General features: G+C 70.9%; 20 protein-coding genes. 10 read left to right on the top strand and 10 right to left on the bottom strand.

What is annotated here, in order from left to right:
* On the bottom strand, positions 1-437 hold a 437-nt coding region (locus ABGB17_RS27385; RefSeq protein ID WP_347634534.1), incomplete at its 3' end, for an Lrp/AsnC family transcriptional regulator.
* A 202-nt stretch (positions 438-639) separates the two neighbouring features.
* On the opposite strand from ABGB17_RS27385, the gene ABGB17_RS27380 reads away from it, so the two are divergent.
* From ABGB17_RS27380 to ABGB17_RS27350, 7 genes are all read left to right on the top strand, one after another.
* A complete protein-coding gene (locus ABGB17_RS27380) occupies positions 640-2,253 on the top strand; it encodes an ABC transporter substrate-binding protein (RefSeq protein ID WP_347634532.1) in 1,614 nt (537 codons plus the stop codon).
* A 21-nt stretch (positions 2,254-2,274) separates the two neighbouring features.
* Positions 2,275-3,288: an ABC transporter permease gene (locus ABGB17_RS27375; RefSeq protein ID WP_347634538.1), complete on the top strand. Its 1,014-nt coding sequence runs from the start codon at positions 2,275-2,277 to the stop codon at positions 3,286-3,288.
* Positions 3,285-4,136, top strand: coding sequence for an ABC transporter permease (locus tag ABGB17_RS27370; RefSeq protein ID WP_347634530.1), 852 nt, complete (start codon positions 3,285-3,287; stop codon positions 4,134-4,136). Before ABGB17_RS27375 ends, ABGB17_RS27370 begins: the two co-directional genes overlap by 4 nt.
* Positions 4,133-4,924, top strand: a complete 792-nt coding sequence (locus ABGB17_RS27365; RefSeq protein ID WP_347634528.1) for an ABC transporter ATP-binding protein — start codon at positions 4,133-4,135, stop codon at positions 4,922-4,924. The genes ABGB17_RS27370 and ABGB17_RS27365 overlap by 4 nt, the downstream gene beginning before the upstream one ends.
* Positions 4,921-5,835 (top strand): ABC transporter ATP-binding protein, encoded by a 915-nt coding sequence (locus tag ABGB17_RS27360; protein WP_347634526.1) that lies wholly within the window; start codon positions 4,921-4,923, stop codon positions 5,833-5,835. Before ABGB17_RS27365 ends, ABGB17_RS27360 begins: the two co-directional genes overlap by 4 nt.
* Positions 5,832-6,812 carry a M24 family metallopeptidase gene (locus ABGB17_RS27355; RefSeq protein ID WP_347634524.1) on the top strand — a complete coding sequence of 327 codons (981 nt, stop codon included), beginning with the start codon at positions 5,832-5,834 and terminating at the stop codon, positions 6,810-6,812. The genes ABGB17_RS27360 and ABGB17_RS27355 overlap by 4 nt, the downstream gene beginning before the upstream one ends.
* A gap of 85 nt (positions 6,813-6,897) precedes the next feature.
* A complete protein-coding gene (locus ABGB17_RS27350) occupies positions 6,898-8,274 on the top strand; it encodes a HAMP domain-containing sensor histidine kinase (RefSeq protein ID WP_347634522.1) in 1,377 nt (458 codons plus the stop codon).
* Between the two features lie 18 nt (positions 8,275-8,292).
* On the opposite strand, the gene ABGB17_RS27345 is transcribed toward ABGB17_RS27350, so the two are convergent.
* The 4 genes from ABGB17_RS27345 to ABGB17_RS27330 are packed head-to-tail and all read right to left on the bottom strand — an operon-like array spanning position 8,293 to position 11,877.
* Positions 8,293-8,847, bottom strand: coding sequence for a hypothetical protein (locus ABGB17_RS27345; protein ID WP_347634520.1), 555 nt, complete (start codon positions 8,845-8,847; stop codon positions 8,293-8,295).
* Complete coding sequence (locus ABGB17_RS27340) at positions 8,844-9,671, bottom strand: carbohydrate ABC transporter permease (protein WP_347634518.1); 828 nt, start codon at positions 9,669-9,671, stop codon at positions 8,844-8,846. Before ABGB17_RS27340 ends, ABGB17_RS27345 begins: the two co-directional genes overlap by 4 nt.
* Entirely contained in the window at positions 9,668-10,612 is a 945-nt protein-coding gene (locus ABGB17_RS27335) for a sugar ABC transporter permease (protein WP_347634516.1), read from the bottom strand. Before ABGB17_RS27335 ends, ABGB17_RS27340 begins: the two co-directional genes overlap by 4 nt.
* The gene (locus ABGB17_RS27330; RefSeq protein WP_347634514.1) at positions 10,609-11,877 is read right to left on the bottom strand and encodes an extracellular solute-binding protein; all 1,269 of its coding nucleotides are present in this window, start codon (positions 11,875-11,877) and stop codon (positions 10,609-10,611) included. Before ABGB17_RS27330 ends, ABGB17_RS27335 begins: the two co-directional genes overlap by 4 nt.
* A gap of 843 nt (positions 11,878-12,720) precedes the next feature.
* Between ABGB17_RS27330 and ABGB17_RS27325 the strand changes: the two genes are divergently transcribed.
* Together ABGB17_RS27325 and ABGB17_RS27320 are read left to right on the top strand one after the other, a co-directional pair.
* On the top strand, positions 12,721-16,944 hold the full coding sequence (locus ABGB17_RS27325) for a hypothetical protein (RefSeq protein WP_347634512.1): 4,224 nt from the start codon (positions 12,721-12,723) through the stop codon (positions 16,942-16,944).
* A 203-nt stretch (positions 16,945-17,147) separates the two neighbouring features.
* Positions 17,148-18,083, top strand: a complete 936-nt coding sequence (locus tag ABGB17_RS27320; RefSeq protein ID WP_347634510.1) for a class I SAM-dependent methyltransferase — start codon at positions 17,148-17,150, stop codon at positions 18,081-18,083.
* On the opposite strand, the gene ABGB17_RS27315 is transcribed toward ABGB17_RS27320, so the two are convergent.
* From ABGB17_RS27315 to ABGB17_RS27295, 5 genes are all read right to left on the bottom strand, one after another.
* Positions 18,062-18,964 carry a hypothetical protein gene (locus tag ABGB17_RS27315; RefSeq protein WP_347634508.1) on the bottom strand — a complete coding sequence of 301 codons (903 nt, stop codon included), beginning with the start codon at positions 18,962-18,964 and terminating at the stop codon, positions 18,062-18,064. The genes ABGB17_RS27320 and ABGB17_RS27315 overlap by 22 nt on opposite strands.
* A 278-nt stretch (positions 18,965-19,242) precedes the next feature.
* Positions 19,243-19,566: a tetratricopeptide repeat protein gene (locus tag ABGB17_RS27310; protein ID WP_347634537.1), complete on the bottom strand. Its 324-nt coding sequence runs from the start codon at positions 19,564-19,566 to the stop codon at positions 19,243-19,245.
* 112 nt (positions 19,567-19,678) lie between these two features.
* Positions 19,679-19,951, bottom strand: coding sequence for a DUF397 domain-containing protein (locus tag ABGB17_RS27305; protein WP_347634506.1), 273 nt, complete (start codon positions 19,949-19,951; stop codon positions 19,679-19,681).
* A 36-nt stretch (positions 19,952-19,987) separates the two neighbouring features.
* Entirely contained in the window at positions 19,988-20,185 is a 198-nt protein-coding gene (locus tag ABGB17_RS27300) for a DUF397 domain-containing protein (protein WP_347634504.1), read from the bottom strand.
* 2 nt (positions 20,186-20,187) lie between these two features.
* Positions 20,188-21,024, bottom strand: a complete 837-nt coding sequence (locus ABGB17_RS27295; protein WP_347634502.1) for a helix-turn-helix transcriptional regulator — start codon at positions 21,022-21,024, stop codon at positions 20,188-20,190.
* Between the two features lie 166 nt (positions 21,025-21,190).
* Between ABGB17_RS27295 and ABGB17_RS27290 the strand changes: the two genes are divergently transcribed.
* Complete coding sequence (locus tag ABGB17_RS27290) at positions 21,191-21,772, top strand: ATP-binding protein (protein WP_347634500.1); 582 nt, start codon at positions 21,191-21,193, stop codon at positions 21,770-21,772.
* Positions 21,773-21,834 lie beyond the last annotated feature (62 nt).

Here is a 21,834-nt window from a genome sequence, read left to right as displayed (position 1 = left end):
GTGCGGTCGGAGGGGAGGACGTAGGGGCGTTTCAGGACCTCGTCGAGGATGAAGACCGTCTCGGTGGCTTTGACGGCGGGGATGCCGGCCAGGCGTTCTGTCACCAGGGCGTGGACGCTCGCCACGTCGGGCATGCGGATCTGGATCATGGCGTCGTGCTGGCCGGTGGTGATGGCGCAGTACTCGACCTCGGGCATCTGGGCCAGCTGGGCGCGGAACTGTTTCCACATCTGCTGGCGGACGGTGACGAAGACCAGGGCGGTGATGCCGAGGCCGGCGCGGACGTGGTCGACCTCGGCGGTGAAGCGTTTGATGACGCCGTCGGCGCGCAGGGCCTCGAAACGGGTGTAGGCGCTGGCGCGGGAGATGCCCACCCGTTCGGCCAGGGCGGCGACGGAGATGCGGCCGTTCTCGCGGAGCACTTGCAGGATCTTCATGTGGATCGTGTCGAGTTGCAGCCCGATGCCGATACGTCCAGCGAGCCCGCCCCCACGTGATGACCCACCTGACATTTCGGTCATACCTGAACCCCATCCGATAGATCCGTCTCGCTCTGATGCCGCGAACCGGACGTTTCCCCGCACAATCCTGGACGACACGCCAACAATCGTCCAGACAGCTCAATTCCGGAGGACCAGAATGGCGACCCCTTCGCGGCGCCGGGCGGCGTGGCAGGCAAGGGCGGCTCTGCTGCCGGTCCTGCTCGCCGGCGCCCTCTCCCTCGCCGCCTGCGGCGGCGGCTCCAGCCCGGCGCAGAGCGGGCAGAGCGCCCCTGCGGCCAAGACGCTGGTCGTCGACGCCTCCTTCACGCTCAAGACCGCCGACCCCGGCCGCAACTACGAGCCGACCGGCCTGATCGTCGGCAAGGCCCTCTACGACACGTTGCTGACCTTCGAGGGCTCCGACGTGACCAAGCCGGTCCCGTCCCTCGCCGAGTCCTACGAGCAGTCCGAGGACGGCAGGACCCTGACGCTGAAGCTGCGCCAGGGCGCGACGTTCTCCGACGGCTCCCCGGTCACCGCGGACGACGTGGTGTTCTCCCTGAACCGGGTGCGGGACATGAAGGGCAACCCGTCGTTCCTGCTGGACGGCGTGGAGGTGACCAAGACCGACGAGACGACGGTCACGCTCACCTCGAAGGCCGCCAACCCGGCGCTGCCGTTCATCCTGCCGAACCCGGCACTCGGCATCCTCAACTCCAAGGTCGTCAAGGCGAACGGCGGCACGGGTGACGAGTCCGACAAGGCGGAGACCTACCTCAACGGCAAGTCGGCGGGCTCCGGGCCGTACCAGCTGGAGTCGTTCAACGCGCAGTCGCAGGTCGTGCTGACCGCCAACCCCAAGTACTGGGGCCCGGACAAGCCGACGTACACCAAGGTGGTGCTGCGCAACGTCGAGTCGGCCACGCAGAAGCTCAACGTGCAGCGCGGCGACAGCCAGGTGGCGCTGGACCTGTCCGGCGACCAGATCAAGACGATCGGCGCGGACTACACGACGCTGAAGACCGCGTCCGCGAACGTCGTCTTCCTGCTCACCAACCAGGACCCGGCGGTGAGCAAGGTCACCACCAACCCCAAGATCGTCGAGGCGATCCGCAAGGGCATCGACTACCAGGGCCTGCTCGAGCTGGCCGGTGAGGGCTCGGTGCAGGCCCCCGGCGTCATCCCGACGATGCTGCTCGGCGCGCTGCCCCCCGACCAGGCGGTCCAGCGGGACGTCGAGGGCGCCAAGGCCGCGGTCGCCGCGTCCGGTGTCAGCAACCCCACGGTGACGCTGGAGTACCCGAGCGACCTGACCCTGCAGGGCCTGTCGTTCCAGCCGATCGCCGAGCGCATCCAGGCCAACCTCAAGGAGGTCGGCGTCACGGTCGAGCTGGCGCCCGCGCCGGTGGCGACCGCGCTGGAGAACTACCGCAACGGCAAGGAGGAACTCGGCCTGTGGTACTGGGGTCCCGACTACCCCGACCCGACCGACTACCTGGTGTTCCTGCCCGGCAAGACCGTCGGCCTGCGGGCCGGCTGGAAGGCCGGGGCCGACAAGGAGCTGGAGGCGATCGGCGACAAGGCCGCCACCACCATCGGCGACGACGCCCGCAAGCCGCTGTACGCCGACATCCAGGCCCGGCTGAACGCGACCGGCCCGTTCGTGCCGCTGATCCAGCCGAGCCAGAACATCGTGACCGCCCCGTCGGTCACCGGTCTGCAGTTCCACCCCGTGTGGACGGTCGATGTCGCCGCGCTCGGCGCCAAGTGACCCCACCCCCGGCGGCATCCCCTGGCACGGTTCCTGCTGCGCAGGATCGCGGCGGCGCTGCTGCTCGGCGTCGGGATCACCCTGGTCACGTTCGTCCTGACCAACCTGGTGCCCGGCGACCCGGTGACGGCCAACCTCGGCCAGCGGGCCCTCTCCGACCCGGCGATCGTGGCGCAGTTCCGCGCCGAGCACGGCCTGGACAAGCCGCTGCCCGCGCAGTACCTCACCTACCTCGGCGGGCTGCTGCGCGGCGACCTCGGGGTGAGCCAGCAGAGCCACCGCCCGGTGCTGACCGACCTCGCGGAGTTCGTGCCGTCCACCATCGAGCTGGCGGGTGTGGCGATCGTGGTGTCGCTGGTCGCCGGGGTGGCGTTCGGGGTGGTGGCGGCGCTGCGCCGCGACCGCCTGTCGGACCACCTGCTGCGGCTGGCCGGCCTGGTCGGCATCTCGGTGCCGACGTTCTGGCTGGCGCTGCTCGCCTTCTACCTGTTCTTCTTCCGGCTGCGCGTCGCCCCGGGCAGCGGCCGCATCGCGCCGGACATGAGCGCCCCGCCGCAGGTCACCGGCCTGTTCACCGTGGACGCCGCGCTGGCGGGCCAGTGGGACGTGTTCGCCTCGGCGGTGGGCCACCTGATGACCCCGGCGCTGGTGCTCGCCGCGTACACCATCGGGCTGCTGATGCGGTTCACCCGCTCGGCGGTGCTCGAGGTGCTCGGGCAGGACCACGTGCGCGCCGCGCGGGCCAAGGGCCTGCCGGGCCGCACCGTGCTGTCCCGGTACGTGTTGCGGTCGGCGCTCGTGCCGATCATCACGGTCGCGGGCCTGGCGTTCGGCAGTCTGCTGTCCGGCACGGTGCTGGTGGAGTCGGTGTTCGCCCGGCCCGGCATCGGCCAGTACGCCTACAAGAGCGCCACCACGCTGGACCTGCCGGCCGTCATGGGGGTCGGCCTGGTGGTCGGCGCGGTGTACGTGCTGATCAACCTGGTGGTCGACGTGCTGTACGGCGTGATCGACCCGAGAGTGAGGCTGTCGTGAGGCTCTGGGGGCGCCTCCCCGACGCGTGGCGCCGCCCGCTGGCCGTCGCCGGGGCCCTGGCCGCGCTGGCGTGGCTGGTGGTCGCGGTCGCCGCGCCGCTGCTGGCGCCGCACGACCCGCTGGCGCAGGACCTGCCGCGGCTCGCGGCGCCCGGTCCCGGCCACTGGTTCGGCACCGACCAGCTCGGCCGCGACGTCCTCTCCCGGGTGATGTACGGCGCCCGGGTGTCGATCCCGTTGACGCTGCTGCTGGTGGTGTTGTCGATGCTGATCGGCGGGCTGCTCGGCGCGTGCGCCGGGTACTTCGGCCGGTGGGTCGGCGAGGGCATCATGCGCCTCGCGGACCTGGTGTTCGCGTTCCCCACGGTGATCCTCGCCATGGTGGTGGCCGCCGCGCTCGGCGCCAGCCTCACCAACGCGGTGCTCGCCGTGCTGGTGGTGGCGTGGCCCGCGTACGCCCGCGTCACCCGGGGCCTGGTGCTCGGGGTGCGCGAGCGGGAGTTCGTGCTGAGCGGGCGGCTGCTCGGGTTCTCCGCGTGGCGGTCGCTGCGGGTGGACGTGCTGCCCAACATCACCGGCCCGGTGCTGGTGCTCGCCACGCTGGACATCGGCACGGCGCTGCTGCTGCTGTCCGGCCTGTCGTTCCTCGGGCTCGGCGCCAAGCCGCCGTCCCCGGAGTGGGGCGCCATGGTGGCCTCCGGCGTGGACGTCTTCGACAGCTGGTGGGTGGCGACGTTCCCCGGCCTCGCCATCCTCACCGTGGTGCTGGCGTTCAACTTCCTCGGCGACACGCTGCGGGACGCGCTCGACCCGCGGACGGCGCGGGCCATCAAGGAGCGTGCGCTGTGAGCACCCTGAGCATCGAGGGCCTGAAGGTGTCCATCGGCGGGCACGACATCCTGCGCGGCGTGGACCTCTCCCTCGCCCAGGGACGGGTGCACGGCCTGGCGGGTGAGAGCGGCTCGGGCAAGACCATGACGGGCCTCGCCACCCTGGGGCTGCTCCCCCACGGCGCCCGCGTGTCGGGACGGATCGCGCTCGGCGACCGTGAGCTGCTCGGCCTTCCGCCTCGTGAGCTGAACCGCGTGCGCGGGCGGGAGATCGCCATGGTGTTCCAGGACCCGGCGACCAGCCTGCACCCCATGCTGACCGTCGGCCGCCAGATCACCGAGCACATGCGCCACCACCTGCGCCTCGGGCGGACGGAGGCGCACTCGCGGGCCGTCGACCTGCTCACCCAGGTCCGCATCCCCTCCCCCGCCGACGCGGCGCGCCGCTACCCCCACCAGTTCTCCGGCGGCATGCGGCAGCGCATCGCCATCGCGGTCGCGCTGGCCTGCGGGCCCCGGGTGCTGATCGCCGACGAGCCGACCACCGCGCTGGACGTCACCGTGCAGGCCGGCGTGCTGCGGCTGCTGCGGCGGTTGTGCGACGAGCTGGGGCTCGCGGTGCTGCTGGTCACCCACGACCTCGGCGTCATGTCGGCGGTGGCCGACGAGGTGAGCGTGATGCGGGACGGCCTCGTCGTGGAGACCGGGCCCCGCGCCCGCGTGCTGCGCGAGCCGGGCCACCCCTACACCCGCGCCCTCCTCGACGCGCTGCCCCGCGAGGACACCCGGCCGCAGGAGGGCCCGTGACACTGCTCGACGTGGACGAACTGGTAGTGGACCACCGGACGCCGGGGCGCCCGGCCGTGCGGGCCGTGGCCGGGGCGAGCCTCGGCGTGGCGGCCGGCGAGGTCGTGGGGCTGGTCGGCGAGTCCGGGTGCGGGAAGTCGACGCTGGCGCGGGCGGTGTGCGGGCTCGCCCCGGCGACCGGCGGCACCGTCACCTTCGGCGGCACCCCGGTGGGCCGCCTCGGCCTGCGGCGCAGGGACCGCGCGCTGACGGGCATCCAGATGGTGTTCCAGGACCCCTACGCCTCCCTCAACCCCCGGCGCCGGATCGGCGCGCAGATCGCCGACGGCCTCGCCGTGGCGGGCGACCGGGCCACCACCCCCGGGGACATGCTGGAACGGGTGGGGCTGCCCGCCTCCGTGGCCGGGCGCTACCCCCACGAGTTCTCCGGCGGGCAACGCCAGCGCATCGCCATCGCCCGCGCGCTCGCGGCCCGGCCGTCCCTGCTGATCGGGGACGAGCCGATCTCCGCGCTGGACGCGTCCGCGCAGGCCACGGTGGCGACGCTGATGCGCACCCTCGCGGTGGAGTCGGGCGCCGGGCTGCTGTTCATCAGCCACGACCTGTCGGTGGTGCGCCTCATCGCCGACCGGATCGCGGTGATGTACCTCGGCAAGATCGTGGAGACCGGCCCGACCGAGGAGGTCTGGACCCGGCCCCGGCACCCGTACACCGAGGCGCTGCTGCGGGCCGTCCCCGCCGCCGACGGCCTCGGCCGGCTGCCCGAGGAGCTGCCCGGGGACGTGCCCGACCCGTCCGACCCGCCGTCCGGCTGCCGGTTCCACCCGCGCTGCCCGAAGGCGATGGACGTCTGCGCCCGTGAGGAGCCCGCGCCGGGTCCGGTGTCCTGCTGGCTGTACCCGCCGGCATGACCGCGGAGGTGATCGCGGCCGTCCTCGCCCGGATGGCGGAGTCCGGCCTGGACGCGATGGTGCTGCGGCCGTCCTCCGACCAGCGGTACGTCACCGGGTGGGAGCCGGACGGTTTCCTCGTGCTGGTGCCCGGCCGGCAGCCCGAGCTCGCGGCCGGCGCCGGCGACGCGGCGGCGCTGCTGCCCGCCGGGGCGGCCCGGGTGGCGGTGGACGGCGAGATGCGGGCCCGTGAGCTGTTCGCGCTGCGGCTGGAGGCCGACCTGGTGCTGGCCTCCGCGGTGCTGGAGCCGCTGCGGGCACGCAAACGGCCGTCCGAGGTGGCCGCGATCGGCCGGGCCGCGGCGGCGGCGGACCAGGTGCTGGCCGTGGCGCGGGAGCTGCCGTGGTACGGCGCCACCGAGGAGGGCATGGCGCGGCGGCTGGCCGGGGAGTCCGGCGCGCCCGGCGTGGTCGCGGTGACGGTGGCGGCCGGGGAGAACACCGCGCGGCCCGGCCACACGCCGTCCGTGCGGGTCATCAACCCCGGCGACGCCGTGCAGGTGCGGGTCACCGCCAGGTACGGCGGCTACCACGCGGAGGCGAGCCGCGGGTTCGTCGTCGCCGAGCCGCCCGAGGACTTCGACGCGCTGCACGCGGTGCTGCTGACCGCGAGGGACGCCGCGCTGGCGGCCGTGCGGCCCGGGGCGAGTGCCGCCGACGTCGACGCCGCGGCGTGGACCGTGCTGGACGAGTGCGGGTACGGCGCGTACGCGGCGCGCGGCACCGGGCACGGCATCGGGCTGGACCCGGCGGAGGCGCCGTGGCTGGCGCCCGGCGACGGCACGCCGCTGGTGCCGGGGATGACCCTGGTCGTGGCGCCGGGGGTGCATGTGCCCGACCTGTACGGGGCCCGGGTGGGTGACGTGGTGGAGTGCACGGAATCCGGAGGACGGCCGATGAACCAGGCCCCCTCGGCCCTGCACGTCCTTGATCCATAGTTTCTGCCGTCTTGCCGATTCACTGCGGGGACCGCGAATGATGCCCATTTAGGGTGATCATGAGGCGGACACGGGGGGCGCGGTGATGCCATGGCGCGACTGGTCCGTCCGGACGCGGGTGGCGGTCGTCGCGGGCGTCCTGACGGCACTGGTGTGCGCGGGCGCGAGCGCGCTCGTCATGTACGGCGTGCGCGGAACCGCCACCGCCGAGCTGCGACACAAGATCGCCGACACGACGCTGACCGTCGGGTACGTGGCCGAGCGCGGCCTGCTGCCCGCCGTCCTGCCGATCCAGGCGATCCCCGCGGTGCAGGTGCTGGACCAGGCGGCGGGCCGGATCATCTCGGCGACCCCCCGCATGGTCGGCGAGCCGACGGTGGCGGCGCGCCTGGTCCCGGCGGCCGGGCACGCGATGAAGTCGGCCGAGGTGTGCGACCCCGCCGGCTTCCGCGGCGGGTGCGCCCTCGTGGTCGTGACACGCTTCCCCCGGGTGGAGGGCGACGTGCTGGTCTACGGCGCCGACCACGCCGTCCCGTGGTACGTCAGCCCGTGGCTTCTCTCCCTGCTGACCCTGGGGTCCATCGCCGTCACCGGCACCGCCGCGTACGGGGCACAGCGCTTCATCCGGCGGATCCTGCGTCCCGTGGACGCCGTCCGGGTCAAACTGGCCGAGGTCACCGCTGGAGAGCCGTCCTGGGGCCTCGCCGCGCCGACACCCCGCGAGGAGATCGGCGACCTCGCCGACAGCGTCAACATCACCCTGGACAAGCTGCGCCAGTCGGTGGAACGCCAGCGCCGCTTCGCCTCCGACGCCTCCCACGACCTGCGCAGCCCTCTCACCGCGATGCGCGCCCAGGTGGAGGAGGGCCTGCTGCACCCCGCCGACACCGACTGGGTGAAGACCGGCGAGGCCCTGATGTCCAGCCTGGACCGCCTGCAGGCCATCGTCACCGACCTGCTCCTCATCGCCCGCCTTGACGCCGGCGAGCGCATCGTCCGTGGCTACATCGACCTGGCCGAGCTGGTGCGCACCGAGCTGAACCACCGCGCGAGGCGCCGCCGCGTCGTCCTCGGCCTGGAGACCGGCGTGGTCGTCAGCGGCGACCGCCTGCAACTGGCCCGCCTGCTCACCAACCTGCTCGACAACGCCGAACGCCACGCCGTCTCGACGGTCACCATCCTGGTGCGCCACGAGAACGGCAAAGCCGTCATGGAGGTCATCGACGACGGCGAGGGCATCGCCAGCGAGCAACGCGAGATCGTCTTCCAGCGCTTCACCCGCCTGCCCGCGGGCCGCGCCAAGGACCAGCAGGGCACCGGCCTCGGCCTCGCGATCGCCCGCGAGATCGCCCAGCGCCACAACGGCACCCTCTCCCTGGAGGACAGCCCCACCGGTGCCCGTTTCGTCCTGGTCATCCCGCTGCTCAGCATCTCCGCACGCGAAGACGAACCGTCTGCCTGAGCGGCCCCGGCCCGGCGATCAGCGCCGGGTTCCGCGGGCGTGCGGCGCGGACGGCCGGGCGTCCACGGCGGCGGCGGCGAGGACGAGCTGGCCGAGGGCCAGCGGGGTGACGACGGGGAAGACCGAGCAGACGACCACGGCCGCGGCCACCGCCATGGCCAGCAGCGCCGTGCCGTACAGGTCGGCCCGGAGCGCGGTGCGCAGCACCCGGGGCCAGCCCGCCCCGGGACGCCAGGCGCCGGCGCACCGCAGCGCGAGCGCGGCGGCGGCCACGGCCAGCGGCGGGACCGCCGCGGCGTACACCTCGCCGCCCGGCAGCCCGGCCCCGGCCGCCACCCAGTGGAGCGGCAGCAGCAGGCCGGGCACGAGCGGCGCGGCGAACACCGGCGGCCCGGACCTGGCGACGGCGCGCAGGTGGCGGGCGTACGGCCGCACCCCCACCCCCTGACCGGCGTCACGCAGCAGCGCGCACCCGGCGGTCACCGCGGCGAACACGGTGACCAGCGGGAGCGACGCGAGGAACACCAGCACCCCGAGCAGGAGCGACTCCGACAGCAGGGTGAGGCGGCTCATCCCTTCAGCCCCGAGGTGGCGAGGCCCTGCACGAGGAAACGCTGGAAGGCGGCGAAGAACAGCAGGATCGGCACGAGCGAGAGCACCGACAGGGCGAACATCGGGCCGAACGAGGCGGCGCTCTCCTGGAGGTCCACGAACATGCGCAGCGCCGGCGGCACCGTGAGCCTGTCGGGGGACGACAGGTAGATGAGCTGGGTGAAGAAGTCGTTCCAGGTCCAGATGAACGTGAAGATCGCCGTGGTGATCATGGCGGGCTTGATGAGCGGCAGGGTGATGTGCAGGAAGATGCGCAGCGGGCCGCAGCCGTCGATGCGCGCCGCCTCGTCCAGCTCGCGCGGGAGCTGCCGGATGAACTGCACCATCAGGAAGACGAAGAACGCGTCGGTGGCGAGGAACTTGGGCAGCACCAGCGGCCAGAAGGTGTCCACCATGCCGAGCCGCTGGAAGATCGTGTACTGCGGGATCAGCACGACGTGCTGGGGCAGCATGATGGTGGCCAGCATGAACGCGAACATGGGGGTACGCAGCCGGAACCTCAGCCGTGCGAACGCGTAGGCCGCCAGCGAGCAGGTCAGCACGTTGCCGAGCACCGCGCCGCCGGCCACGAGCGTGGAGTTGAGGAAGTACCGCCAGACCGGGGTGTCGGCAGGGGCGAACAGGGCGGCGTAGTTGTCCAGGGTCAGCGACCCGGCCCACAGGCCGACGGTGGACGCGATGCGTTCCCCCGGTTTGAGCGAGCCGGCCACCAGCCACACGAGCGGGTAGAGCATCGCCGCCAGCGCGGCGAGCAGCGCCACGTGCCACAGGACGCGCCGCGTCACCGCTCCTCACCTCCGTAGTGGACCCAGGAGCGGGCCGATCTGAAGATCAGCAGGGTGACCAGCGCGATGCCGGCCAGCAGCAGCCAGGCCATCGCCGAGGCGTAACCCATCCTGAAGTCGACGAAGCCCTTCTGCCACAGGTACAGGGTGTAGAAGAGGGTGGAGTCACCCGGGCCGCCGGTGCCGCTGCTGACGATGAACGCCGCGTTGAAGACCTGGAAGGCGCGGATCGTGTCCAGCACCAGGTTGAAGAAGATCACCGGGGAGAGCATGGGCAGGGTGATCGACAGGAACCGCCGCCACCGGCCGGCGCCGTCCACCGCCGCCGCGTCGTACAGCTCCGGGGGGATCTGCTTGAGACCCGCCAGGAAGATCACCATGGGGGCGCCGAACTGCCAGATGCCGAGCAGCACCAGCACCAGCAGCGCCAGGTCCGGATCGGTGACCCAGCCTCCGGTGCGGATGCCGACCAGCGACAACACCCGGTCGGCGGCCCCGCCGGCGGAGAAGAGCGCCCGCCAGACCAGGGCGACCGCCACGCTCGCGCCGAGCAGGGACGGCGCGTAGAAGGCCGAGCGGTAGAAACCCTGCATGCGGCTCGCCCGGTTCAGCAGCACGGCCACGGCGAGCGCCGCCACGAGCTGCACCGGCACCGACAACACCACGTACCGCACCGTCGCCCACACCGCGGCGAGGAAGTGGGGGTCCTCGGTGAACAGCCTGCGGTAGTTCTCCAGCCCGGTGAACTCCGGGGAGGTGAACAGGTCGTAGTCCGTGAACGACAGGTACAGCGAGGCGAGCATCGGGCCCACGGTCAGCAGCGCCGCGCCCGCGATCCACGGCGACAGGAACAGGTACGCCACACGGGAGCGCTCACCGTAGGGAGCCGCGGCCGGGGCGTGCGCGGGACGCGTCCGCTCCGGCGTGGACGGCCGCGTCATCCGGCGAGGACCTGCCGGGCCTCGGCGTAGTAGCGCCTGGCGGCGTCGGCCGGGGCGGCCCTGTCGTACATGACCTCCTGGTAGTACTTGTCGAACAGCGTGAACAGGGTGCCCGCGCCCTTGGGCGGTGCGGGCGGGCCGGTCTTGACCTTGCCGGCGATCAGCTCCTCGTACGCGTACACCTGCTTCCAGGCGCCGGTCAGCGTGGGGGCGATCGCGGCGCGGTTGGCCAGGTTGGCGGGCAGGCCGCGGGACATGCCGAGGATCTTGGCGGCCTCGGGGTCGTTGACGACGAAGTCGGCGAGCTTCAGCGCCGCGGCCCGCTGCTTGGTCCTGGCGGACACGCTGAGCAGCATGGGCGGCTCGCCGTACAGCCCAGGGTCGGCGCCCACCTGGGGCGGCGGGGCCAGCGCGTAGTCGTTGTCGAAGGCTTTCCAGGCGTCGGGCGCGACCGTGGAGTCCGGCTGGAACTCCGACGCCGACAGCTTGCGCGCCACCGGGCTGCCCGCCGGGTTCACCGCGGTGATCTCCCCCGGGGTGACGGCCCCCGCCTTGCGGAACCGGGTGGCCATCTCCCACCACCGCACGACGTCCTGCTCGGTGTAGCCCAGGCTGCCGTCCGGGGCGTACAGCCCCTTGCCCTGCTGCGACAACCACACCTTGAACCACGACTCGATGCCGCCGAAGTCGCTGGCGCCGTACACCTTCCTGCCGGTGTGGTCGGACACCTTCTTCGCCGCTTCGAAGTAGTCGTCCCATGTCCACCCGAGCTCGGGCTTCTCCGCGCCCGCCTTCTCCCAGAGCACCGGGTCGTACACCATGACCATCGCCGTCTGCCCGAGCGGCAGCCCGTACAGCTTGTCCCCCAAGGTGCCGAGCCCCATGACCTCCTTCTTGAGCCCGTCCGTCCGGATCTCCTTGCCTTCATGGGGCCGCAGATCCAGCACGACGCCCCGCGCCGCGTAGTCCTGCAGATGCCGGTCGCTCATCTGCATCACATCGGGCGCGTTGCCGCCGGCCGTCTCGGTCGCGAGCTTCTGGAAGTACGCGTCATAGATGGCGGTGCTGGTCACGACCTTGATCCCCGGGTTCTTGGCCATGAACAGCTTCACCGCCTCATTGGTGATCTTCGCCCGCTGGTCACTCCCCCACCAGGCGAACCGGATCGTCACCGCCCCCGCACCACCGCCGTCGCCACTCCCCCCACAGCCCGCCAACGCGACCACGACCGCGAGGACTCCCGCCAGTACTCTGCCAGTGCCCATCCCGCCTCCACGGAAAGCGCTTTCCCCACCGCGAGCCGAACACCCACGGTCCCGCAGCACCGACGCCCGCCCACCGAAGGCGCGGAAACAACCCTCACCCTTCGCGGTACGCGATGTAACACTCCACTCAAGCCGGAGTGAAACGTTCTCAACGCCCCCCGGCAAGGCCCACCCCCGCCCGGTCTCCCCCGCCCCCGGCCCGGCCTGCTGCCCCACTGCTCAGTTCCGCCAAGCCAGTGAACGTTTCACTCCTCCGAGGACTCCATTCCTGCCTGTCGCAGGGAGCGACACACCGACTTCAAGTAGCGCTCGGAGTCATCAGGCCGATAACAACGTGGACCGCCACAGTGCCGGGGCGCTACCTGGCTGCCAGCGGTTCACGGTGTCAGGTGCGGCCGACGCAAGGAGCAGGAGCAGCGTTTGGGCACACCAGGGGATCAGCGCCCCACACCGTCGCCGCCTGGCGCCGACGGTGTGGGGCCGGACCGGGTCACGGCCGCACAAGACGGCGCGCGTGGCTGGGTACGGCAGGCCGCCGCATTGTCGACGCGCGGAGCCGCGTGGGCAACGCCGCGAGCGATGCTGGCCGGACTGTGCGCAAGCGCGCTCGCCCCGCTGGCTCTAGCCGAGCCGGGCCCCGCCGTGGCCCTCGCCGGGATCGGTGTTGTCTCTTCCGTCGGGGCCAATGTGCTGTCAGATGTCATCAACGCAGCTCTGACGGCCGCACGAGCCCGCACGCGAACCCGGCCCGGCTCGCGCAGAGACCAACCATCTGACAGGCACGGGTCCGCTGCCGCCGGTGACCGCCACCAAGCCATGGACCCGCCAGATGAGCTGGACCGGGTGACTTATGAACTCGCCCAGCGCCTTGAGCAGGCCCTCGACGCCAGCGACACCCGCGCCGACGCGTTGGCGCAGACCCTGGCCGGGGTGCTGTCGGAGGTGCAAGCGATCCAGGTGGTGATCGGCGAGGCGATCGCCTGCGGTGACGCCCACCTGCTGGAGGAAATGGCGGCAGGTTTCGACGAGCTCGGCCGACAGATGGCAGTGTTCGCCCCGTTTCTCGGTCGGCTGGACGTGGCGATGAATCAGGTCCAACGGACGCTGTATCGCCAGGACGCCGAGCATCGCCTGGACCGTGCACAAGCTCAGCGGCAAATCGCCCTGCTTATGGTGATGCGCGACAAGCTGAGCCAGCTGAGCGGCCGCCTGTCCCCCGCAGGACCGGCGCCGACACTCCATCCTGAGGCCGGGGCGGGATGGACGGGTGGCTGTCCCTATCAGGGGCTGGCACCGTTCGGTCTGGCTGAAACGGGGGTGTTCTACGGTCGGGGCCTGGCCACCGCACAGCTCACTGCGATGGTGACCACCCGGCGCGAGAACGGTTTGATCGTCGTCACCGGTGCGTCCGGTGCGGGCAAGTCCTCGTTGCTGCACGCCGGGCTGCTGCCTGCCCTGGCCATTCCCGGCCACACGTATCCCCCGCCGCTCCCGGGGCCGAATGATGGACGAGACGGCGCGACATGGCCGCAGGTAAGCTTCACGCCCGGGCCGCGGCCACTGCAGGAACTGGCGCTGCACCTGGCGGTGCGGTGCGGCGCCGACCCCGATGTGGTGCTGCGCGAGCTACGCGCCGATCCGGTCCACGCTCGGGCACGGGCCCGACAGGTGCTCACCGCCGAGCAGATCCGCCGCCGTCAGGAAGGCGGACTTGACACGCTCTCCGAACGTTTGATTATGGTTGTCGACCAGTTCGAGGAATTGTTCACCTTGGCTTGGCACCGGCATGCCGAAGAAGCGAAGGCGTTCCTAGCCGCGCTACACGCGATCACTACCAGCGACAGCCCGTCGGACTGGACCATGCCAGATGTCCGGTCTGGGCGCATGGCCGGGGGGCCGACGGCCAGTTCTCCACCCGGGGTCGTGGTGGTCGCGGTGCGCGGCGATTTCGTCGACCGGTGCGCCGCACATCCGATGCTCGCACAAGCGTTGCAGGAGCGGCTGTTCGTATTGGGCCCGATGAGCGAGCACGAACTGCAGCGGGCGATCACCGGCCCGGCCGCAGCCGCAGGGCTGGAGGTCGAAGACGGCCTGGCCGAGCAGATGGTCCGAGAGCTCTCCGGGCATTTGCACGTCCCAGCCGGACAAGCCCCCGACGGCGCCGGGGCGGCGGGGGCGTTGCCGCTGCTGTCGATGGCGATGGTCCGTACCTGGGCCAACCGGGAGAGTGGGCGGCTGACCCGGCACGGCTACGACCGCTCCGGCGGCGTTGCCACCGCCGTCGTCGCCACCGCCGAAGATACCTACGCGTCCCTCAGCCCCGAACAGCAGCAGCTCGCCCGGCGGCTTATCCTGACGCTGACGGCCATCGGCGCCGACGGGCAGGTCACCCGGCGCCGTGTGCCCTCCGGCGAACTGGAGACTCTGTGCGCGCCACACGAGCCCGGGTCGACCCGGCAGATCGTGGAGGTGTTCACAACCGCCCGGCTGATGGTCACCGGGCCCGGCTCACCGCTGCTCATGCCGGCCGGGCCGCCGGCGGAGCACACGTCCGGCGTCGCCGTCACCGCTCCCGCGCCATCGGACGTTCAGCAGGCAGTGGGGACGGGGACGATCGAGATCGCCCACGATGTATTGGTGACCGCGTGGCCTCGTCTACGGGAGTGGCTGGCCGACGAGCACACCGACCGCGTGGTGCATGGGCAAATCATGAAAGACGCGACCGAATGGAACCAGCGCGGCCGCGACCCCTCGTTCCTCTACCGGGGGATCCGGCTGGAGAACGCCACCAGCGCGGCCACGCGCTGGCAGGCCGAGCCCGGCCGTTACCCCGGCCTCAGCCTGCACGTCCCCGCTGACGCGTTTCTGCGCGCCGGCAACAGGGTCGCCACCCGAACCCGGCGCCGCTTGCAGGCTCTGTTCACCACGCTGGCAGGACTGCTGGTGATCGCCCTCGTCACCGCGGTGGCTGCCGTCCGCTTCGGCCAAGTCGCCGCCCGGCAGAGCGCCCAGGCGCTGAGCCGCGGCACCGCCGTCCACAGCCGATCCGTACCCGACGACCCAGTCGTGGCAGCACGACTCGCCGCCGCGGCATGGGCCATCGCCCCCACCGGCGAGGCCCGGGCTGCCATGGCCGAACTGCTGCTCGGCCAACCCACACGTGCGATATTCACCGGCCTCACCGGCGAGGTGTACTCGGCCGCCTACAGCCCCGACGGCACCCACCTGGCCACCGCCGGAGAAGACGGCACAGTGCGAATCTGGGACCCCGCCACCGGCAAGCAACACGGCGCACCACTAACCGGCCATAACGGCGAGGTGCAGTCGGTGACCTACAGTCCTGACGGCACCCACCTGGCCACCGCCGGAGAAAACGGCACAGTGCGAATCTGGAACGCGGCCACCAAGGAACCGGTCGGCGCACCACTGACAGGCCACACCGGCAATGTCTACTCAGCCGCCTACAGCCCCGACGGCACCCACCTGGCCACCGCCGGAGAAGACGGCACAGTGCGATTCTGGGACCCCGCCACCGGCAAGCAACACGGCGCACCACTAACCGGCCATAACGGCTGGGTGTACTCGGTGGCCTACAGTCCTGACGGCACCCACCTGGCCACCGCAGGGCGCGACCGCACGGTGCGAATCTGGAACGCAGCGAGCAGGGAACCGGTCGGCGCACCACTGACAGGCCACACCGGCGATGTCTACTCGGCCGCCTACAGCCCCGACGGCACCCACCTGGCCACCGCCGGAGAAGACGGCACAGTGCGAATCTGGGACCCCGCCACCGGCAGACAACGCGGCGCACCACTAACCGGCCATAACGGCGAGGTGCGGTCGGTGACATACAGCCCTGCCGGCAGCCACCTGGCCAGCGCAGGAGATGACCATACGGTGCGGATCTGGGACACGGCCACCGGCGAACGACTCGATCCACCGCTGACCGGCCACACCCGCTGGGTGCACTCAGTGGCCTACAGCCCCGACGGCACCCACCTTGCCACCGCCGGGGGAGACGGCACGGTACGGATTTGGGACGCCGCCATCGGGAGGCAGCACAGCGCGCCACTGCGCGGCCACACCGGCTGGGTGCACTCAGTGGCTTACAGCCCCGACGGTACGCGCCTGGCCACCACGGCCGACGACGGCACGGTGCGTATCTGGGATACGACCACCGCCAAGCAACGCGGTGAACCACTGACCGGCCACGCCGGCAAAGTGTATTCGGTGGCGTTCAGTCCCGACGGCACCCGCCTGGCCACCGCAGGGCATGATCGCACGGTACGGATGTGGGATACGGCCACCGGTGAACAACTCGGCCCGCCACTCACCGGCCACACCGACGCGGTCACCTCCGTGACGTTCAGCCCCAACGGCACCCTGATGGCCACCACCGGGCTCGACGGCACAATACGGATCTGGGACGCGACCACAGCCAAACAACGGGGCACACCGCTGCTGGGCCACACCGACTCAGTGTCCGATGTGGCGTTCAGCCCCGACGGCGCGTTCCTGGCCAGCACCGGGCACGACCACACGGTGCGGATCTGGGACGCGGCCACCGGCGCACAGACCACCAAGCTGACCGGCCACAATCACTGGGTGTACTCGGTGGCCTACAGTCCCGACGGCACCCACCTGGCCACCGCGGGGCGCGATCACACCGTACGAGTGTGGGAGGCGGCCACCGGCGAACAACTCGGCCCACCACTGACGGGCCACACCGGTGAGGTGTACTCGGTGGCCTACAGCCCCGACGGCACTTACCTCGTCACAGCAGGGCGCGACCACACGGTGCGGATCTGGGACGCAGCTACCGGCGAACAACTCGGCCCACCATTGACCGGGCACACCGAGTCGGTGTCCGACGCGGTGTTCAGCCCCGACGGCACCCTCCTGGCCACCACAGGGGCCGATCGGACGGTGCGGACATGGAGTGCCGGCATGCCGAAAGACCTCCTGCGAACCGTTTGTGGGATTGCAAGCCGCGGGTTTACCCAGCGGGAATGGAAGCGCTATGTCCCGGGCGAGCCATATCATTTACATTGCCCGGCTTCACGTTGAAGCCACACAAGTTGCCACCCGAGGCTCACCTGTCGGAGGCGACCCGTTGACGGATAGTCAGGCGTAGCCGACGACGTACACCCTCGTCACGTCCTCTGCCCGCCGGAGCCGAGCACCGTGGAAGTACAGCCGCGCCATCCCCATACCCGCTGGCCGGGCTAATTCGATGGCGCCCGCGCAGACCGAATGATTAGCCTCGCGGCATGGTCCACGAGCATCCGCTGGCCTACCTGCTCGGCGTGGAGGGCATCGCCCTGATGCGCGCCTTCGCCGGGGAATTCGACCGCGAGTTCGTCGACGCGCGCCTCTCGGACATCCGCAGATTGCTCGACGACGAACACTTGACCATGGCCGCCGTGGAGGTCGCCGAGGTCGGCACGGCCGAGGGTTACCGGATCTGGTCGGCGACCTACGACGGCCCCAACGCGGCGTTCGACCTCGACGAGCCGGTCGTCGGGGAAATCCTGGACACGCTCCCCGCCGGGGTCGCCCTGGACGCCGCCTGCGGCACCGGCCGGGTCGCCGCGTCACTGGCGGCACGCGGGTACCGGGTCCTCGGCATTGACAGCTCCGCGGACATGCTCGCCAGGGCGCGGGAGCGCGTGCCAGGGGGCGAGTACCTCGTCGGCGACCTCAATGATCTCCCGATACCGGGTGGCGCCGTCGACGTCGTCGTCTGCTCCCTCGCGCTCACGCACGTCCCTTCGCTCCGGCCCGTGATGGCGGAGTTCGCCAGGGTCCTACGCCCGGGAGGACATCTGGTGATCTCGGACATGCATGCCGAGGGCGTCGCGCGCGGGATGGTTCCCCGCATGTACCGAGGCGACGGCCGGCCGGTGCGGATCATGAGTCACCGCCACTCGATCGGCGACTACCTACGCGCCGCGCTCGCGGCGGGCCTGCACCCGCGACGCTGTGAGGAACTGCGCGCCACCGCAGGACCCGTGGCCGATGATCTCCCGCCGCACCGGATCCCCTCCCCCGCCGAAGTGACCACCCCCTGGGACCAGCGCCCCTGGAGCCTGCCTGCCCTGGTCCCCGAGGCGGCGAGAGCCGCCAACGGCGACATCCCCGCGATGGTCGTCTGGCATTTCCAGGCGTCCACCGAGCCGGCGCTTCACCTGTCCACGCGTTTGTAGATCAACTCGTTGACGGCCTGTTCAGTCGAAAGCCCGCTCCCGGCGCCGGCACGTTCGACGCTGCCGAGGATCAGCGTGAGGATCGTGGTCCCCAGCAGGGAACGCCGGGCGGCGTGGTCGATGATCTCGACGTCGGGGTCGATGAGGGCCCGCAGCGCGATGCCCTCGGTCGCGGCGGTCAGCATGCTGACGAGCTGGTCGAGCGTCACCCCGGGACGAAGCCGCAGCCCCCGCGCCTTGAGAATCTCGGCGCACACTTCCCGCCATGGCGCCACCAGACCGTGGAAGTTCTCGGCCAGCGCCTCGCGGACCGCCCTGTCGCCCTCGGCCCCCGCGATCGCCATGAGTTCCAGCCGGAACTTGGGGCGGGAGAGCAAGCCGACCAGGTCGGAGTAGCCAAGTTCCTGCACCCCCTGCACGAAGTCCGGCCCTTCCAGCAGTTTCCGCAGAATATCGGCGGCTTCCACGACATCGCAGTGCGTGGGCTGGTACTGCGACCACAGGCCGAAGCGCAACAGATCGGCGATGAAGTCGGAGTGGGACCTCCAGGTGCTCCTCATCGTCGAGACGCTTCCCCTCCGGGGGAACGGGTCCGGATTCCTGGCGACCTCCGCGGCCACCGCACGCTGGGACAGGAAGCTCGTCAGCGGCCGTTCGACGGAGTTCTCGTCCTCCGGATCGCTCAGCGTGCGCTCGGCCCCGGGCCCGAGGTGGCGCTCCACCAAACGCATGGCGGCGCAGAGATAGGCGGCGGTCACCGGGTCGTTGGCGAGACGTTCACGGCTACGCGGGGTGCGCCGGTCGAGCCGCCGCAGGACCGGCGCCAGATCCTGGTCGTAGGGATGGGGAAGCTGCTCCTTGAGGCTCGGATCGGTGGCCATGCCCTCCACGATCCCGCCCGCCGGCCCGGGCCGACAAGCTCACACAGGTGCGATGGTGCGCACCTGCGCCCTCCTGCCCGCGTCCCCGCAGCCGGGCGGGGGACAACCGCCCGTCGTCCCCCCGAAGCTGGTTCCCGGTGGCAGACGCGCCGGGCACGACCCCTCGGCACGCCACCTGCGGTGCCGGCCCGGCGGGGGCGCCCGCACCGCGAGGGTCGCCGTGGCACCCGGACCCGCGCCACGGCGACCCACCCCGGCGCCTCCTGGACGACGATCGCTCAGGCGAGATCGGCCGCGTACACCGAGACATCCACCTTGGTCACGTCCTCGGCCCCCATGGCCCGCGCCATCCTCCGATACGACTCCGCCTCGTCCGCCCGGTTCCGCCGGTCCAGCGTCCGCGCCAGCGCCTGGTACGCCCACCCGTTACAGGGATCGATCTCCACCAGCCGCCGGAACGTCTCCTCCGCCCGCCCGAGCTGAGCACTGTGGAAGTACGCCCGCCCCAGCAACTCGACGGCGGCCCGGTTCCCCGGCTCCCCCTCCACGATCGGCGCAAGGATCCGCGCGGCCTCCCGGTAGTCCTGCGCCTCGAAGTACATCACCCCACGCTGGAACTCCTCGTAGCTCACCCCGAGCCCCTTCTCCTGAACGCCACCCGAACGACAACGGGTTTGACGTCCGTGCAACACCGCCGAGGCGCCGCCTCTTCCCTCACCTCCAGGAGTCCCGGCTCGCCTCGACGTCCACGGCTACGGTGAAACCCGGAATGGTGCCGGCGACATCAGCGAACCGCGACCTCAGATGACGCATGAACACCGCCCATTCGTCGGCGGTGACTCGCAGGATCGGACCGTCCACCCGTTTGCTGTCCCGGATTGCATACCCACCGTCCGGCAATCCGGCGACCTCCACACAACTGCCGCCATTCCCACCGCTGTACCTGCTCTTACGCCACTCGGCCCGTGAGATGTATGGTTCGCACACGTAAACGCCCCTTTTCCGATGCGGCCTCCCATCACCTCAAACTTCGTCGCAAGCTCCGGCCTTCAAGTCCCGGACGAATGCCCGCCACTCTCCAGCGGCGAAACGAAGGATCGGGCCGTTCACCTGCTTGGAGTCGCGGACCGCGTGACCGCCGTCCGGCAGGGCGGCCACCTCCACGCACTGGTCGCCGCTGCCGCTGTGGGGGGATTTGCGCCATACGAGACCGACGTCCATGATCACTCCTGCGTCAACTCTTTGATCAGCGCGAGGGAGTCCTCGGGGGACATGGCCTTCGCGCTGATGCCGTCGAACCTCTGCCTGTGCTTCACACAATCTTCGACGCTTTCCAGATAAACGTCACCCATAGTTCCTTCGATATACGTGATATCCGGATCTGCCGGGTCAGGGAAGGACAGGATCGTGAACGGGCCATCCACGCCCGGGTGCTCACCGGCCATGAAGGGAACAACCTGGACGGTGACGTTAGGCCGGACGGCGTGGTCCGTCAGCGCGACGAGTTGAGCTCTCCTCACCTCAGGGCCGCCCACAAGGCGTCGAATGACAGCCTCATCGACAATCATGTGCAGGTCGGGGGCCCTGTCGCGAGAGAGAAGTGTCTGACGTTCGCGGCGAGCGGCGACCCTCCGATCGACCTCGCCGTCGTCGGCCGTCATCAGACCGGCACGAATGATCGCGCGAGAGTAATCGGGTGTCTGCAGCAAGCCATGAATGAGCTGCGGATCCCAGGTACGGATGCAAGACGCCTCGTCCTCGAGTGCGACATAACTGCCGCTGAAGACGTCAAGGTACGAGGTCCACCATCCACGCCGCCTGATCTCCCTGGCAAGAGTGATCAGCGCGTCGCGGTCGGGGCTCGTGACGCCGTACAGGTCCATCAAATCGGAGACGTCGCCGTGGTGAGGGCGGGTCTGGGTGGTCTCGATGCGGGACAGGCGGGCGCGGGACCAGTCGAGGCGGTCGGCGACCTCCTGCAGGGTCAGGCCTTGCTGTTCGCGGAGACGTCGCAGCTCTCGGGCGAGCCGCCGGGCCCGCACCGTGGGTCGGTAAGCCATGTGCACAGTGTGTCCGGTCAATCACTCAGACATACCAACGTTCGAAAAATACAGAGAAGTTCTGCGGAGCGCGTCGCATTAGTGAGAATCTCATCTCATCGATGAGTGACATGGCGAGTACGCAACGTCACTCTCCGCAGGCCAACGGAGGTCGATGGTGGGGCGAATGGAACCGCTGGACGCAGGGGCGAGGGTGCTCCAGGTGCTGGAGCGCGAAGTGTCAGGGGTCGGGCTTCTCCACCGGGACGAGATGGCCGGGCACGGCGAGACGGGCTGGGTGCCCGGGGCGCGGGCCGTCGGGGGGTACGTCACGTTGCCTGGGCGGGTCGAGCAGGTGGCGATGGCGCGGGGGTTCGTGCGGCGGGTGCTCGGTGGGGATCCGCTTCTCGATTCCGTGTTGCTGGTGGTGTCGGAGCTGGTGTCCAACAGCGTGGTGCATTCCCGGTCGTCGCTGCCGGGGGGAAGTGTCACGGTGTACGTGCTGCACGCGGGGGCGCGGGTGCGGGTCGAGGTGCTGGACGACGGGGCGCGGGGGTTTCCGTGCATGCGGCCGACCGACGGGGCGGCGTTGCCGGGATGGGTGGGGGCGCTCGACACGATTGAGGTCGGGGGACGGGGGTTGCGGCTGGTGGACGCGGTGGCGGCTTGCTGGGGGGTCACGTTGAGGCATCGGCGGACGGTGACGTGGGCGGAGGTGGCGGGGGGAACGGGTGGGGTACAGTCGTGGGGTCCTGTTGTCTCTGATTGAGGTGGGCGTTGTACGTCTGAGGTTCGCGATCGCCGCGCGGTACGGTTCCGGCCGTACGTACG

The sequence above is a fragment of the Sphaerisporangium sp. B11E5 genome (genome assembly GCF_039871875.1).
Lineage (GTDB): Bacteria > Actinomycetota > Actinomycetes > Streptosporangiales > Streptosporangiaceae > Sphaerisporangium.
This window is presented reverse-complemented; position numbering and strand designations above follow the sequence as displayed.

Coding starts and splice junctions, on each gene's coding strand:
- ABGB17_RS27380 (WP_347634532.1), top strand. CDS start 640: ATGGCGACCCCTTCGCGGCGCCGGGCGGCGTGGCAGGCAAGGGCGGCT.
- ABGB17_RS27355 (WP_347634524.1), top strand. CDS start 5,832: ATGACCGCGGAGGTGATCGCGGCCGTCCTCGCCCGGATGGCGGAGTCC.
- ABGB17_RS27350 (WP_347634522.1), top strand. CDS start 6,898: ATGCCATGGCGCGACTGGTCCGTCCGGACGCGGGTGGCGGTCGTCGCG.
- ABGB17_RS27345 (WP_347634520.1), bottom strand. CDS start 8,847: ATGAGCCGCCTCACCCTGCTGTCGGAGTCGCTCCTGCTCGGGGTGCTG.
- ABGB17_RS27335 (WP_347634516.1), bottom strand. CDS start 10,612: ATGACGCGGCCGTCCACGCCGGAGCGGACGCGTCCCGCGCACGCCCCG.
- ABGB17_RS27330 (WP_347634514.1), bottom strand. CDS start 11,877: ATGGGCACTGGCAGAGTACTGGCGGGAGTCCTCGCGGTCGTGGTCGCG.
- ABGB17_RS27320 (WP_347634510.1), top strand. CDS start 17,148: ATGGTCCACGAGCATCCGCTGGCCTACCTGCTCGGCGTGGAGGGCATC.
- ABGB17_RS27315 (WP_347634508.1), bottom strand. CDS start 18,964: ATGGCCACCGATCCGAGCCTCAAGGAGCAGCTTCCCCATCCCTACGAC.
- ABGB17_RS27310 (WP_347634537.1), bottom strand. CDS start 19,566: ATGTACTTCGAGGCGCAGGACTACCGGGAGGCCGCGCGGATCCTTGCG.
- ABGB17_RS27300 (WP_347634504.1), bottom strand. CDS start 20,185: ATGGACGTCGGTCTCGTATGGCGCAAATCCCCCCACAGCGGCAGCGGC.
- ABGB17_RS27295 (WP_347634502.1), bottom strand. CDS start 21,024: ATGGCTTACCGACCCACGGTGCGGGCCCGGCGGCTCGCCCGAGAGCTG.
- ABGB17_RS27290 (WP_347634500.1), top strand. CDS start 21,191: ATGGAACCGCTGGACGCAGGGGCGAGGGTGCTCCAGGTGCTGGAGCGC.